The sequence below is a fragment of the Ramlibacter sp. JJN2-2R genome, from assembly GCF_057747835.1.
Genome location: NZ_CM173226.1, coordinates 227054 through 240318, shown reverse-complemented (window position 1 = coordinate 240318; position 13265 = coordinate 227054). Strand labels below are relative to the sequence as shown.

The 13265-nt window shown below is 69.3% G+C and carries 13 protein-coding genes; 9 read left to right on the top strand and 4 right to left on the bottom strand.

The window, feature by feature from the left end; all coding sequences use genetic code 11:
• Positions 1 to 42: 42 nt before the first annotated feature.
• From AC3ANR_RS01215 to AC3ANR_RS01200, 4 genes are read left to right on the top strand one after another with little or no spacing between them, the layout of a single operon-like run.
• Entirely contained in the window at positions 43 to 519 is a 477-nt protein-coding gene (locus AC3ANR_RS01215) for an SET domain-containing protein (protein ID WP_488290054.1), read from the top strand.
• A 2-nt stretch (positions 520 to 521) separates the two neighbouring features.
• Positions 522 to 1277, top strand: coding sequence for a biotin--[acetyl-CoA-carboxylase] ligase (locus tag AC3ANR_RS01210; RefSeq protein ID WP_488290053.1), 756 nt, complete (start codon positions 522 to 524; stop codon positions 1275 to 1277).
• 5 nt (positions 1278 to 1282) lie between these two features.
• The gene (locus AC3ANR_RS01205) at positions 1283 to 1927 is read left to right on the top strand and encodes an SPOR domain-containing protein (RefSeq protein WP_488290052.1); all 645 of its coding nucleotides are present in this window, start codon (positions 1283 to 1285) and stop codon (positions 1925 to 1927) included.
• 15 nt (positions 1928 to 1942) lie between these two features.
• Complete coding sequence (locus AC3ANR_RS01200) at positions 1943 to 2602, top strand: glutathione S-transferase family protein (RefSeq protein WP_488290051.1); 660 nt, start codon at positions 1943 to 1945, stop codon at positions 2600 to 2602.
• Here the strand turns inward: AC3ANR_RS01200 and AC3ANR_RS01195 are convergent.
• The 3 genes from AC3ANR_RS01195 to AC3ANR_RS01185 form a co-directional block, all read right to left on the bottom strand.
• Positions 2590 to 4062 carry a sensor histidine kinase gene (locus tag AC3ANR_RS01195; RefSeq protein ID WP_488290050.1) on the bottom strand — a complete coding sequence of 491 codons (1473 nt, stop codon included), beginning with the start codon at positions 4060 to 4062 and terminating at the stop codon, positions 2590 to 2592. The genes AC3ANR_RS01200 and AC3ANR_RS01195 overlap by 13 nt on opposite strands.
• Positions 4063 to 4138: 76 nt before the next feature.
• A complete protein-coding gene (locus tag AC3ANR_RS01190) occupies positions 4139 to 4813 on the bottom strand; it encodes a response regulator (RefSeq protein ID WP_488290049.1) in 675 nt (224 codons plus the stop codon).
• An 82-nt stretch (positions 4814 to 4895) separates the two neighbouring features.
• Positions 4896 to 5375, bottom strand: a complete 480-nt coding sequence (locus tag AC3ANR_RS01185; protein ID WP_488290048.1) for a MarR family winged helix-turn-helix transcriptional regulator — start codon at positions 5373 to 5375, stop codon at positions 4896 to 4898.
• A 144-nt stretch (positions 5376 to 5519) separates the two neighbouring features.
• Here AC3ANR_RS01185 and recA point away from each other — a divergent pair, with 144 nt between their 5' ends.
• Positions 5520 to 6584 carry a recombinase RecA gene (gene recA / locus AC3ANR_RS01180; protein WP_488290047.1) on the top strand — a complete coding sequence of 355 codons (1065 nt, stop codon included), beginning with the start codon at positions 5520 to 5522 and terminating at the stop codon, positions 6582 to 6584.
• A 57-nt stretch (positions 6585 to 6641) separates the two neighbouring features.
• The gene (gene recX, locus AC3ANR_RS01175; RefSeq protein ID WP_488290046.1) at positions 6642 to 7058 is read left to right on the top strand and encodes a recombination regulator RecX; all 417 of its coding nucleotides are present in this window, start codon (positions 6642 to 6644) and stop codon (positions 7056 to 7058) included.
• Positions 7059 to 7068: 10 nt separating this feature from the next.
• Here recX and argC read toward each other — a convergent pair whose 3' ends face one another.
• On the bottom strand, positions 7069 to 7989 hold the full coding sequence (argC, locus tag AC3ANR_RS01170; RefSeq protein ID WP_488290045.1) for an N-acetyl-gamma-glutamyl-phosphate reductase: 921 nt from the start codon (positions 7987 to 7989) through the stop codon (positions 7069 to 7071).
• A gap of 154 nt (positions 7990 to 8143) precedes the next feature.
• Between argC and sucC the strand changes: the two genes are divergently transcribed.
• The 3 genes from sucC to AC3ANR_RS01155 all read left to right on the top strand — a co-directional run bounded on the left by sucC (position 8144) and on the right by AC3ANR_RS01155 (position 13252).
• Entirely contained in the window at positions 8144 to 9307 is a 1164-nt protein-coding gene (gene sucC, locus AC3ANR_RS01165; protein WP_488290044.1) for an ADP-forming succinate--CoA ligase subunit beta, read from the top strand.
• Positions 9308 to 9322: 15 nt separating this feature from the next.
• The gene (gene sucD, locus AC3ANR_RS01160; RefSeq protein WP_488290043.1) at positions 9323 to 10216 is read left to right on the top strand and encodes a succinate--CoA ligase subunit alpha; all 894 of its coding nucleotides are present in this window, start codon (positions 9323 to 9325) and stop codon (positions 10214 to 10216) included.
• 243 nt (positions 10217 to 10459) lie between these two features.
• On the top strand, positions 10460 to 13252 hold the full coding sequence (locus AC3ANR_RS01155) for a CHASE2 domain-containing serine/threonine-protein kinase (RefSeq protein ID WP_488290042.1): 2793 nt from the start codon (positions 10460 to 10462) through the stop codon (positions 13250 to 13252).
• Positions 13253 to 13265 lie beyond the last annotated feature (13 nt).

Here is a 13265-nt window from a genome sequence, read left to right as displayed (position 1 = left end):
GCACGCGTACGTGTGCACATTCAACTTATCAGAGTTCCATCCATGCCAGCAAAAGCAGTCCAGGGCGGCGGGCGAAAAATCCAGACGCGCAAGTCGGGCATTCACGGCAAGGGCGTCTTCGCCGTCCAGGACATCGCCGAGGGCGAGACCATCATCGAGTACGTCGGCGAGATCATCACGTGGGCCGAAGCCCAGCGGCGCCACCCGCACAACCCGGACGATCCCAACCACACGTTCTACTTCCACGTCGACGAGGAGCGCGTCATCGACGCCCTGCACGGCGGCAACTCGTCCCGCTGGATCAACCACTCGTGCAATCCGAACTGCGAGGCGGACGAGGAGGACGGGCGGGTCTTCATCAAGGCGCTGCGCAACATCCGGGCCGGCGAGGAGCTCAACTACGACTACGGCCTGATCATCGACGAGCCGTACACCAAGAAGCTCAAGGCGGAGTATCCGTGCTGGTGCGGCGCCAAGAACTGCCGCGGCACCCTGCTGGCGCCCAAGCGCCGCCGCTGAGCATGCGCTGGCCGGCGGAGGCGGTCTGGGAGCAGGTCGTGCCGGCCTGGCCGGGCTTCACGGTCGAGGTCCTGCCCGAGCTGGATTCCACCAACAGCGAACTGATGCGCCGGGCGCGGGCCGGTCGCGCCGAGCCCGTGCTGCTGGTGGCCGAACGCCAGACGGCCGGGCGCGGCCGCCTCGGCCGCGACTGGCGCAGCGAGCCGGGCGCGTCGCTGACGCTTTCGCTGGGGCTGCTGCTGCAGCCGCGCGACTGGTCGGGGCTGTCGCTGGCCGTGGGTGTCGCGGCCGCCGAGGCCCTGCACCCGGCGGTGCAGCTGAAGTGGCCCAACGACCTGTGGGTGGGCGACCGCAAGCTGGGCGGCATCCTGATCGAGACGGCGGCTGCCGCCGACCGCGGCGGCGCCCGATACGCGATCATCGGCATCGGCCTGAACGTGCTGCCGCGCGCCGCGGACGGGCTCTCGACGCCGCCGGCCGCCCTCGCCGAACTGCTGCCGGCCTGCGATGCCGGCACCGCCTTGCTGGCGATCGCACCGGCGGTCGCGCAGGCGGTGCGGCGCTTCGAATCCGACGGCTTTGCCCCGTTCCAGCCCCGGTTCGCGCGCCGCGACGCGCTGGCGGGCCGCGCGGTGACCCTGTCCGACGGCACCACCGGCCGCGCGCAGGGGGTGGACATGACCGGCGCGCTGCTCGTGCATACTGCCGCCGGCGCGGTCGCGGTGACGAGCTCCGAAGTGAGCGTGCGGCCGGCCTGACGCCCATGCTCCGCCTCCTCGTCCTGCTCCTGCTGCTTGCCAACGGTGCCTACTACGCCTGGGCCCAGGGACTGCTGCAGCCGTTGGGGATCGGCCCGGCGGCCCAGCGCGAGCCCCAGCGCATCGCGCAGCAGGTCCGCCCGGACAGCGTGCGCGTGCTCAGCCCGGAAGAGGCCAAGCGGCTGGAGGTGGCGGCCAAGCCAGCCGAGTGCCTGCTGGCCGGACCGGTCGACGAGGCGGCCGCCGGGCCGCTGCGCCAGGCGCTCGCCGGCTGGCCCAGCGGGAGCTGGACCCTGGAGCCGGTGGCCGAGCCGGGACGCTGGATCGTCTACATGGGCAAGTACCCCAGCGCCGAGAACGTGGCCAAGAAGAAATCCGAACTGCGCCAGATCGGCGTCGCGTTCGAGCCGGTCGCCAATGCCGACCTGGAGCCCGGCCTGTCTCTGGGCGGCTACCCGAGCCAGGCCGAGGCCAACCAGCAACTCGAGCGCCTCGCCGCGCGCGGCGTGCACACGGCGCGCGTGGTGCAGGAGCGGCCCGACGTGCGCGGGCACAAGCTCACCCTGCCCGCGCTGGACGACGCGCTGCGCTCGCGCCTCGACGAACTGCGCGGGCCGCTGAACGGAAAACCCCTGCGGCCCTGCCGCTGACATCCAGGAGATGTGATGACCCTCAAGCTGTACTTCGCGCCCGGCGCCTGTTCGTTCGTTCCGCACACGCTGCTGGAGGCCACCGGGGAGCCGTTCGAGGCCGTCATGGTCAAGCTGCACAAGGGCGAGCAGGACGCCCCGGAGTACCGCGCCATCAATCCGCGCGGCCAGGTGCCGGTGCTGGTGGACGGCGAGCAGGTGATCACGCAGATCCTGGCCATCGTGGACCATCTGGACCGGCGCTTTCCGCAGCAGCACTTCCTTGCCTCGGAGCCGCGCGCGCGGACCAAGGCCATCGAGACGCTGGCGTGGATGAACAACACCGTGCACCCGACGTTCACGCACGTGTTCATGCCGCACAAGTACAGCGACAAGCCCGAGGTGCAGTCGGAGCTGAAGGCGTACAACGCGCGCCAGTACCGGCCCCTGCTGGCCGAGATCGAGGCGATGGCGGCCCAGGCCGCGCGCGAGGGCCGGCCCTTCCTCGGCGGCCCGCAGTTCGGGCCCCTGGACGCCTACGCACTGACGCTGCTGCGCTGGGGCGGGTTCGCCGGCATCGACCCGGCGGGCTTCCCGGCGCTGTGGGCCCACGTGCAGAAGGTGGCGCAACTGCCGCCGGTGGCGCGCGCGATCGCCCGCGAGCGGTTGCAGCTGAACGTCTATCAGGCGGCCTGAGCGGCCTGCGTGCGCGCTTCGGCCGGCACGCTGCCCTCGAACCGCACCACCACGCGCGCGCCCGGCGGCACGTGCCCGGGGCGCGCGTCCTCGATCCGGATGTCGGCGCCATGCTGGTGGGCGATCTCCAGCACGATCGGCAGGCCCAGGCCGGATCCGTCGACGTTGGTGTCGAGCGAGCGGTAGAAGGGCTGGAACACCAGCTCGCGCTCCGACTCGGGAATGCCGGGGCCGGAATCCTCGACCTGCAGCAGCACCACGTGGCCGATCGGATCGGCCAGCACGCGCGCGGTCACCACGGCGGGCGAGGCGTCGCTGGAGGGCGTGTAGTTGATCGCGTTGTCCAGCAGGTTGCGGATCAACTCCTTCAGCAGCGTCGGATTGCCGTGCACGACGACGCCGGCAGCGCCGGGCAGCGCGCCCTCGTAGCCGAGGTCGACGCGCTTGTCGAGCGCGCGCGGCAGCAGGTCCTGCACCACCTCGCGCGTGAGCTGCGCCAGGTCGCACGCGTGCCGCGGCAGCGTCTTGCCGCTGCTTTCGGCGCGCGCGAGCGCCAGCAGCTGGTTCACCGTGTGCGTCGCCCGCATGCTCGAGCGCCCGATCTGCTTGAGCGACTGCTTCAGCTCCTCGGCATTGGCGCCTTCGCGCTGCGCGAGGTCGGCCTGCATGCGCAGGCCCGCCAGCGGCGTCTTGAGCTGGTGCGCGGCGTCGGCGAGGAAGCGCTTCTGGGTCGCGATCGAGTCCTTCAGCCGCGTGAGCAGGTCGTTGACCGAGGACACGAGCGGCGCGACCTCCAGCGGAACGGCCTTGTCGTCCAGCGGCGAGAGGTCGTCGGGCTTGCGCGCGCGGATGCGCTCCTCCAGCTGCGACAGCGGCTTGATGCCGCGCACCAGCGCCAGCCAGACCAGCAGGACCGCCAGCGGCAGGATCACGAACTGCGGCAGCATCACGCCCTTGATGATCTCGGTGGCGAGCACCGAGCGCTTCTCGCGCGTCTCGGCCACCTGCACCAGCACCAGCGCCCCGCCGGGCGCCTCCGGGCGCACCCACGTGTAGGCCACCCGCACGTCCAGCCCGCGCATGTCGTCGTCGCGCAATCGGACTTCGCCCGGCGCCGGCTTCTCCTCGTCCGGCGGCGGCGGGAAATCGCGTTCGCCGCTCAGCAGCTCGCCGCGCGGGCCGCGCACCTGGTAGTAGACCTGGTCCGAATCGTCGGCGCGCAGCATCTCGCGCGCGGGCTGCGGCAGGTAGAACACCACCCGCTGTTCCTGCACGCTCACGAGCTGCGCGAGCGCCTGCACGTTGTATTCGAGCGCGCGGTCGAACGGCTTGCCCGCGATGCTCTGGGCCACCAGCCAGGTCAGCGCCAGGCTGATCGGCCACAGCAGCAGCAGCGGCGTGAGCATCCAGTCGAGGATCTCGCCGAACAGCGAACGCTGCTCACGCTGGAAGATCTTCATGGCGGGTCAGGACACGGGGAGGGGGGCTCGCACGGCGCCCATTGTGGGCCCGGGCCGGCGGCGCGCGCCGGGGGCGTCAGCCGGGAATCTTCTCGAGGCAGTAACCGAGCCCGCGCACGGTGGCGATGCGGATCGGCCCCTTCTCGATCTTCTTGCGCAGGCGATGGATGTAGACCTCGATGGCGTTGTTGCTCACCTCCTCGCCCCACTCGCACAGGCGCTCCACCAGCTGGTCCTTGCTGACCAGGCGGCCGGCGCGCTGCAGCAGCACCTCCAGCAGGCCCAGCTCGCGGGCGGACAGCTCGACCATCCGGCCGTCGATCGTGGCGACGCGGCCGGCCTGGTCATAGACCAGCGGGCCGTGCTTGATGGTGCTGCTGGTGCCCCCCATGCCCCGGCGCGTGAGCGCCCGCACGCGGGCCTCGAGCTCCTGCAGCGAGAACGGCTTGGCCATGTAGTCGTCGGCTCCGTGGTCGAGGCCGCGCACGCGCTCCTCCACGCTGTCGGCGGCCGTGAGGATCAGCACCGGCATCGTCGAGCCGCGGCTGCGCAGCTTGCGCAGCACCTCCAGGCCATGCATCTTGGGCAGGCCCAGGTCGAGGATCAGCAGGTCGAACTCGTTGTTCGTCATCAGGGCCGCATCCGCCTCGCTGCCGCTGCTGACATGGTCGACCGCGGCGCCGGAGGCGCGCAGCGTGCGCAGCAGGCCGTCGGCCAACACCTGGTCGTCTTCGGCAATGAGGATGCGCATGCCTGGTCTCCTGTGGGGCGCGAACCGCGGTGCGCCTGTGCTGAAATTTTAGGCTGCACGGCCGGCCGGCCGCTGACGGGCGTCAAGCGGCGGGGCCCGCATACGCTTCCAGTCCGAGCGTGGCCACGGTGGCGACCTCCTCGCCGATCTCGGCGCGGAACTCGGCCTCGGCCTGCAGCACGGCATCGCGGAAGGCCCGCAGCCAGGCCAGGCCGGTCTCGGTGAACTTCACAAGCCGGGCGCGCGCATCGTGCGCGTCCGGCTCGCGCACCACCAGCCCCCATGCCTCGCATTGGGTCACCAGGTCGCCCATCGCCTGCTTGGTCATGCCCGCCTGCTGCGCCAGGTCGGTCAGCCGCGAGCCTTGCAGCGACAGGTGGCGGGTGATGTGCACGTGGGCGGCGCCCACCTGCGCCCGCGCCGCCAGGTTCGACAGGGCGAGCGGCACCTCGACGTTGTGGGCCATCAGGGCCAGCACGCGCTCGTCGAAGCGCCGGCTGGCGTGGCCCAGCAGCCGGCCCAGGTGGGTCTGGCGCCAGCTGTCATCCGGTTGTGGGAGCATCGGGAGATCGTAAGGCAAACTGACCAAAAAACCGGTTTACCTCGATCGCCCCGCCGCGTTAGAGTACTGGCCATGCATCCAGCCTGTGAATCGAAACAGCTGGATCTGGTGACCTAACCCATTGATCCACAAGGAGATTCGAACATGGATGCCCAAGTCAAGGGAACGAAGATCGCGGCGGCGGACAGCGAGAAGTCCAAGGCCCTGCAGGCCGCCCTGGCCCAGATCGAGAAGCAGTTCGGCAAGGGCACCATCATGCGGCTGGGCGAAGGCGAGGTCATCGAGGACATCCAGGTGGTCTCGACCGGCTCGCTGGGCCTGGACATCGCGCTGGGCGTCGGCGGCCTGCCGCGCGGCCGCGTGGTCGAGATCTACGGCCCGGAATCGTCGGGCAAGACCACCCTCACGCTGCAGGTCATCGCCGAGATGCAGCGCCAGGCCGGCACCTGTGCCTTCGTCGATGCCGAGCACGCCCTAGACACCCAGTACGCGCAGAAGCTGGGCGTGAACCTGCAGGAACTGCTGATCAGCCAGCCCGACACCGGCGAGCAGGCGCTCGAGATCGTCGACAGCCTGGTGCGCTCGGGCGCCGTCGACCTGATCGTGATCGACTCGGTGGCCGCCCTGGTGCCCAAAGCCGAAATCGAAGGCGAGATGGGCGATTCGCTGCCCGGCCTGCAGGCCCGGCTGATGAGCCAGGCGCTGCGCAAGCTCACCGCCACGATCAAGAAGACCAACTGCATGGTCATCTTCATCAACCAGATCCGCATGAAGATCGGCGTGATGTTCGGCAGCCCCGAGACCACCACCGGCGGCAACGCGCTGAAGTTCTACGCCTCGGTGCGCCTGGACATCCGCCGCACCGGCACCATCAAGAAGGGCGAGGAGGCGATCGGCAACGAGACCAAGGTCAAGGTGGTGAAGAACAAGGTGTCGCCGCCGTTCAAGACCGCCGAATTCGACATCCTGTTCGGCGAGGGCATCAGCCGCGAGGGCGAGATCATCGACATGGGCGTCACCGCGCGCATCCTCGAGAAGTCGGGCGCCTGGTACGCCTACAACGGCGAGAAGATCGGCCAGGGCCGCGACAACGCGCGTGAATTCCTGCGCGAGAACCCCGAGCTGGCCCGCGAGATCGAGAACAAGGTGCGCGATTCGCTGGGCATCCCGCTGCTGCCCACCGACGGCGCCGAAGACAACGCCAAGTAAGCCGCCTCCTCGCGAAAGCCGGTGCCCGCGGTCCAGCTGTCACTCAAGGGAAGGGCCTTGCGCCTGCTCGGCGGCCGGGAGCACTCCCGCGCCGAGCTGCAGCGCAAGCTCGCCAGGCACGAGGAGGAGCCGGGCCAGCTCGCGCGCGTGCTCGACGACCTGCAGGCCAAGGGCTTCATCAGCGAGCAGCGCGTCGTCGAGTCGGTGCTGCATCGCCGGGCCGCGCGGCTGGGCGTCGGCCGCCTGCGCCAGGAACTGCAGGCCAAGGGCATCGATGGCGAACTGATCGCCCAGGCCATGCAGCAGATGCGCACCACCGAGCTGGCCCGCGCCCGCGAGGTCTGGCGTCGCCGCTTCGGCGAGCCGCCGCGCGATGCGGCCGAGCGGGGCAAGCAGGCGCGGTTCCTGGCCGCGCGCGGCTTCGGCGGCGAGGTGATCCACCGCGTGCTGGGCGGATCGGGCGGGGACGACTGAGCGGGACGGGTTACAGCCCGAACATCAGCTTCAGGTTCTGCACCGCGGCGCCGCTGGCGCCCTTGCCCAGGTTGTCGAGGCGGGCGACCAGCACGGCTTGGCGCAAGGTGTCGTCGCCAAAGACGCGCAGCTCCATCTTGTTGGTGTCGTTCAGGGCCGTCGCTTCGATGCGCCCGCCCTCGATCGGCGGCTCCACCGTCACCCACTCGCTGCCGGCGTAGTGCCGCGCCAGGGCCTCGTGCAGGTCGGCCAGCTTCGGCTTGCCGGGCAGGTCGTCCAGGAACAGCGGCAGCTGCACCAGCATGCCCTGCTTGAAGTTGCCCACCGACGGGATGAAGATCGGTCGCCGGCTCAGCCCGGTGTACTTCATGATCTCGGGCAGGTGCTTGTGCTTGAGCCCGAGGCCATACACCTCGAAGGGCCCGGACTCGCCCTTCTCGAACGCCTCGATCATCGAGCGGCCGCCGCCGCTGTAGCCGCTCACCGCGGGCAGCACCAGCGGGAGGTCCTTGGGCACCAGGCCGGCGTCCACCAGCGGGCGGATCAGCGCGATCGCGCCGGTCGAGTAGCAGCCCGGATTGCTGACCCGGTCGGCCCTGGCGACGGCCTCGCGCTGGCCGGGGGCGAGTTCGGGGAAGCCGAACACCCAGCCATCGGCCACGCGGTGCGCCGTCGAGGCATCGATGATCCGCGGCGCGCGGCCCGTTTCCTGCCGGATGGCGTCGACCATCGCCGCCGACTCACGCGCTGCATCGTCGTGCAGGCACAGGATGACCAGGTCCACGCCGGCCATCAGTGCTCGCTTGGCGGCGGGGTCCTTGCGGCGCTCGGGCGCGATGCTCACGAGCTCGATCTGCGGCATCGTCTCGAGCCGTTCGCGGATCTGCAGGCCGGTGGTGCCGGCCTCGCCGTCGATGAAGACCTTGGGCATGGGTGGTTCTCTCTGCGGGTTCCAGGGCGCGCCGCGCCGGGCCCGGGGATTGTGCAATGCACCATGATACAGTTCGCGGGCATCTCGCAGGGGCCGCGCCACGGCCGCGCTTTGCCGCCTCGCACTCCCACGTTCCTCTCCAAAGACTCATCCCATGAAGATTCACGAGTACCAAGGCAAGGAGATCTTGCGCAGCTTCGGCGTGCCCGTGCCGCGGGGCATCCCGGCGTTCACCGTCCAGGAGGCCGTCGAGGCCGCCCAGAAACTCGGCGGACCCGTCTGGGTGGTCAAGGCCCAGATCCACGCGGGCGGCCGCGGCAAGGGCGGCGGCGTCAAGGTCGCCAAGTCGATCGACGACGTCAAGCGCCTGGCCGGCGAGATCCTGGGCATGCAGCTCAAGACCCACCAGACCGGCCCCGAGGGCCAGAAGGTGCGGCGCCTGTACATCGAGGAAGGCGCGGACATCCAGAAGGAGTACTACGTCTCCGTCGTGACCGACCGTGCGACCCAGAAGGTCGCCTTCATCGCGTCGAGCGAAGGCGGCATGGACATCGAGGAAGTGGCCCACTCCCACCCCGAGAAGATCATCAAGGTGTTCGTCGATCCCATCGCCGGCATCACCGATGCGCAGGCCAAGGAGATCGCCGACGGCATCGGCATCCCGGCCGGCTCCACGGCCCAGGCAGCCGACGTGTTCAAGAAGCTCTACCGGTGCTACATGGACACCGACGCCTCGCTGGTGGAGATCAACCCGCTCAACCGCGATGGCAAGGGCAGCATCGTCGCTCTGGACGCCAAGTTCAACTTCGATTCCAACGCCCTGTTCCGCCACCCCGACATCGTGGCGCTGCGCGACCTGGACGAGGAAGACCCGGCCGAGATCGAGGCCAGCAAGTTCGATCTGGCCTACATCTCGCTGGACGGCAACATCGGCTGCCTGGTCAACGGCGCGGGCCTGGCAATGGCGACCATGGACACCATCAAGCTGTTCGGCGCCGAGCCGGCGAACTTCCTGGACGTGGGCGGCGGCGCCACCCCGGAGAAGGTCACCGAGGCGTTCAAGATCATGCTGAAGAACCCCAAGGTCAAGGCGATCCTGGTGAACATCTTCGGCGGCATCATGCGCTGCGACACCATCGCCACCGGCGTGATCAGCGCCTGCAAGGCGGTGAACCTGAGCGTGCCGCTCGTCGTGCGCATGAAGGGCACGAACGAGGAACTGGGCAAGAAGATGCTGGCGGAAAGCGGCCTGCCGATCATCAGCGCGGACACCATGGCCGAGGCGGCCCAGAAGGTCGTCGCAGCGGTCAAGGCTTGAAGTTGGGGAACTGAAATGTCGATCTACATCAACAAGGACACCAAGGTCATCACCCAGGGCATCACGGGCAAGACCGGCCAGTTCCACACCGAGAAGTGCCAGGAGTACGCCAACGGCAAGAACTGCTTCGTCGCCGGCGTGAACCCGAAGAAGGCCGGCGAGAAGATCTTCGACATCCCGATCTACGCATCGGTCAAGGAAGCGGCCCGGCAGACCGGCGCCACGGTCTCCGTGATCTACGTTCCCCCGGCCGGCGCGGCCGACGCGATCTGGGAGGCGGTCGAGGCCGACCTCGACCTGGCCATCTGCATCACCGAGGGCATCCCGGTGCGCGACATGCTGATGGTGCGCAACAAGATGAAGGCCAAGGAGGCCGCCGGCGGCAAGAAGACCCTGCTGCTCGGCCCCAACTGCCCGGGCCTGATCACGCCCGACGAGATCAAGATCGGCATCATGCCGGGCCACATCCACAAGAAGGGCCGCATCGGCGTCGTGTCGCGCTCGGGCACGCTCACCTATGAAGCCGTGGCGCAGCTCACCGAGATCGGCCTCGGCCAGTCCAGCGCGGTGGGCATCGGCGGCGATCCGATCAACGGGCTCAAGCACATCGACGTGATGAAGGCCTTCAACGACGATCCGGACACCGATGCCGTGATCATGATCGGCGAGATCGGCGGCCCCGACGAGGCCGACGCCGCCCGCTGGTGCAAGGAGCACATGAAAAAGCCGATCGTGGGCTTCATCGCCGGCGTCACGGCCCCCCCGGGCAAGCGCATGGGCCACGCCGGCGCGCTGATCTCCGGCGGCGCCGACACCGCCGACGCCAAGCTGGCGATCATGGAGGAGTGCGGCTTCAAGGTGACGCGCAACCCGTCCGAGATGGGCAAGCTGCTCAAGGCGCTGCTCTGAGCCGCGGGGCGCACGCCCCCTCGACCCGACAAGCCGATGGCAACTCGCCATCGGCTTTTTTCTTGCCGCTGGCGGGCCGCCCGGTGCCGAGGCTGTCCGTGCGAATTGCAACAAAACGTACTAGAGTTGTGTCAAACTTCCTCGTTCGTGCCTGAGCCGCCTGTGACGGTTCAGTCCAGACGCCTGCACCCTTGACCCGGCGCGGGTGCGGCAGCGAGGTCAGCCTGCGGGCGAGGGGCGGCAGTGAGCACATCTTCATCGGCGAAGCGGCGCCAGGTCTGGCGCGCGGACTGGTTCATCGGCGCGGTCATCGTCGTCGCGGGCTGGATCCTGTGGCAGGCCACGGGCCTGTTTGACGGCCTCGAGCAGCGCTTCTACGACGCCGCCAGCAGCGCCAACTCGCGCACCCCGTCCGATCGCATCGCCGTCATCGCCATCGACGATGCGAGCATTTCCAACATCGGCCGCTGGCCCTGGCCGCGCGACGTGCATGCCGAGCTGATCGACAAACTCGCGGCCGCCAAGGCCAAGACCATCGTCAACACCACCTTCTTCCTCGAGCCGCAGACCGAGCGTGGGCTGGTGTACATCCGCAAGATCAAGGACGCGCTGGCATCCGGGGCCGGGCGCTCGCAGAGCGAGGCGCTGGCCAACGTTCTCGCCGAGGCCGAGCGCACCCTGGACAACGACGGCAAGCTCGCGGAGAGCATGGCCAAGGCCGGCAACGTGGTGGTCGGCGCTGCGTACAAGCTGGGCCGGCCGCTGGGCCGCCCGGACAAGGGCCTGCCCGCCGCGGTGGCGAAGAACACGATTCCGACCGACGGCGCCGCCCTCATTCCAACGATTTCAGGTCAGTTCCCGATCGACCCCGTCGCCAATGCGGCAACGGCGGTCGGCCACCTGGCGCAGACCAACGATCCCGACGGGGCCGTCCGCAGCGATCCGGTCATGATCGATTACTACGGGCACGCGGTCCCGTCGATGGCCTTGCTCGCGGCTGCTCGCTCGCTCAATCTGGGGCCCGCGGACATCCGGCTGCTGCCCGGAGAGGGGGTGCAGTTGGGCAGGCTGCGCATTGCGACCGATGGCCTGGGCAAGATGCGGCCGCAGTTCTACCGCGGCACGGAAGCGAAGCCCGCGTTCCAGGTGGACTCGTTCTACGACGTCCTGTCCGGCAAGATCCCGGCTGCCAAGTACGCCGACAAGATCGTCATCATCGGCGCCACCGCCCAAGGCGTGGGAACCACGTTCCCGGTGCCCGGGTACGCCGGCCTCAGTCCGGCGGAGATGATGGCCCACGTCACCTCCAACATCCTGTCCGAACACTTCATCGTGCAGCCCCTGTGGTCGGCGTGGGCCGGGCTCGGCGCGTCCCTGCTCGTCGCCGCCTACCTGGTCGCAGGGCTGCCGCGCCTGACGGCCGGCCCGGCCGCCGGGGTCAGCGCTGCACTGCTGCTGGTCCTGCTCGTGACCGAATACGGACTGCTGTCCGGGTCCGGGACCTACGTCCCGCTGGTCCTGCCAGCCGCCCTCCTCGTGATCGGCCACGCGGCGCTCACCACCAAGCGCTTCCTGGTCACCGAAGCCGGCAAGGTGAAGTCGGACGAGGAATCGGCCGAGACCAACCGGATGATGGGCCTGGCACTGCAGGGCCAGGGCCAGCTGGACATGGCGTTCGACCGCTTCCGGCGGGTGCCCATGAGCGATCCGCTGATGGACAACCTGTACAACCTGGCGCTGGACTTCGAGCGCAAGCGCCAGTTCAACAAGGCCGAGGCCGTGTACGAGCACATGGCCGGCTACGACAGGGGCTACAAGGACCTGCAGGCCAAGCTCAATCGGGCCAGGAACCTGTCGGAGACCGTGATCCTCGGCGGTGGCGGCGCGCATCCCGGCGGCACGATGCTGCTGGATGGCGGCGCGGTGGAAAAGCCGATGCTGGGCCGCTACCAGGTCGAAAAGGAATTGGGCAAGGGCGCGATGGGCGTCGTCTACCTGGGCAAGGACCCGAAGATCGGCCGCGTGGTGGCGATCAAGACGATGGCGCTGTCGCAGGAATTCGAGGGCGAGGAGCTGCACGATGCCCGCGAGCGCTTCTTCCGCGAGGCCGAGACGGCGGGCCGCCTGCAGCACCAGAACATCGTCACCATCTTCGACGCCGGCGAGGAGCACGACCTCGCCTACATCGCCATGGAATTCCTCAAGGGCAAGGACCTGGTGGACTTCTGCCGGGACGGCCAGCTGCTGCCCGTCCCCCGCGTGCTGTCGATCGTGGCGCGCGTGGCCGAGGCGCTGGCCTACGCGCACCGGCAGAACGTCGTGCACCGCGACATCAAGCCGGCCAACATCATGTACGAGTTCGACACCGACACAGTGAAGGTGACGGACTTCGGCATCGCGCGCATCACCGACTCCAGCAAGACCAAGACGGGCCTGGTGCTGGGCACGCCGAGCTTCATGTCGCCCGAGCAGATCGCCGGCAGGAAGGTCGACGGGCGCTCGGACCTGTATTCGCTCGGCGTCATGCTGTTCCAGATGCTCACCGGCGTGCTGCCGTTCCGCGGCGATTCGATGGCCGAGCTGATGTACAAGATCGCCAACGAGGAGGCGCCGGACATCCGTGTCGTGCGCAAGCACCTGCCCGAGCAGCTCGCGGCCGTGGTCGGAATGGCGCTGGCCAAGCGGCCCGAGGCGCGCTACCAGGATGGCGACGCGTTCGCCGCGGACCTGCGCGACGCCATGGCGCTGCTCAAGGGCGCGGGTGCCCCACCCGGGCCCGACGCGGCGGACGGCGACAAGACCGTGTCCTTCTCCCTGGCCCGGGAAGAAGCCGACAAGACGATCGCGGCGGCAGCCGGGGCGTTGCGCGGCGCCGCCGCGCAACGCCAAGCCACGTCCCCCGGCACCGGCTATGATCCGGCCGCACGGGGTGACGGAGCCAGCGGCGACCCCCTTGCCAAGACAGCGGTGTTCGGTCGGTCCGATGGTCCGGCGAACCCTCCGGCGGGCGGAGGGCGAACCGATTCACAGGCATGAGATCCCGCCAGCC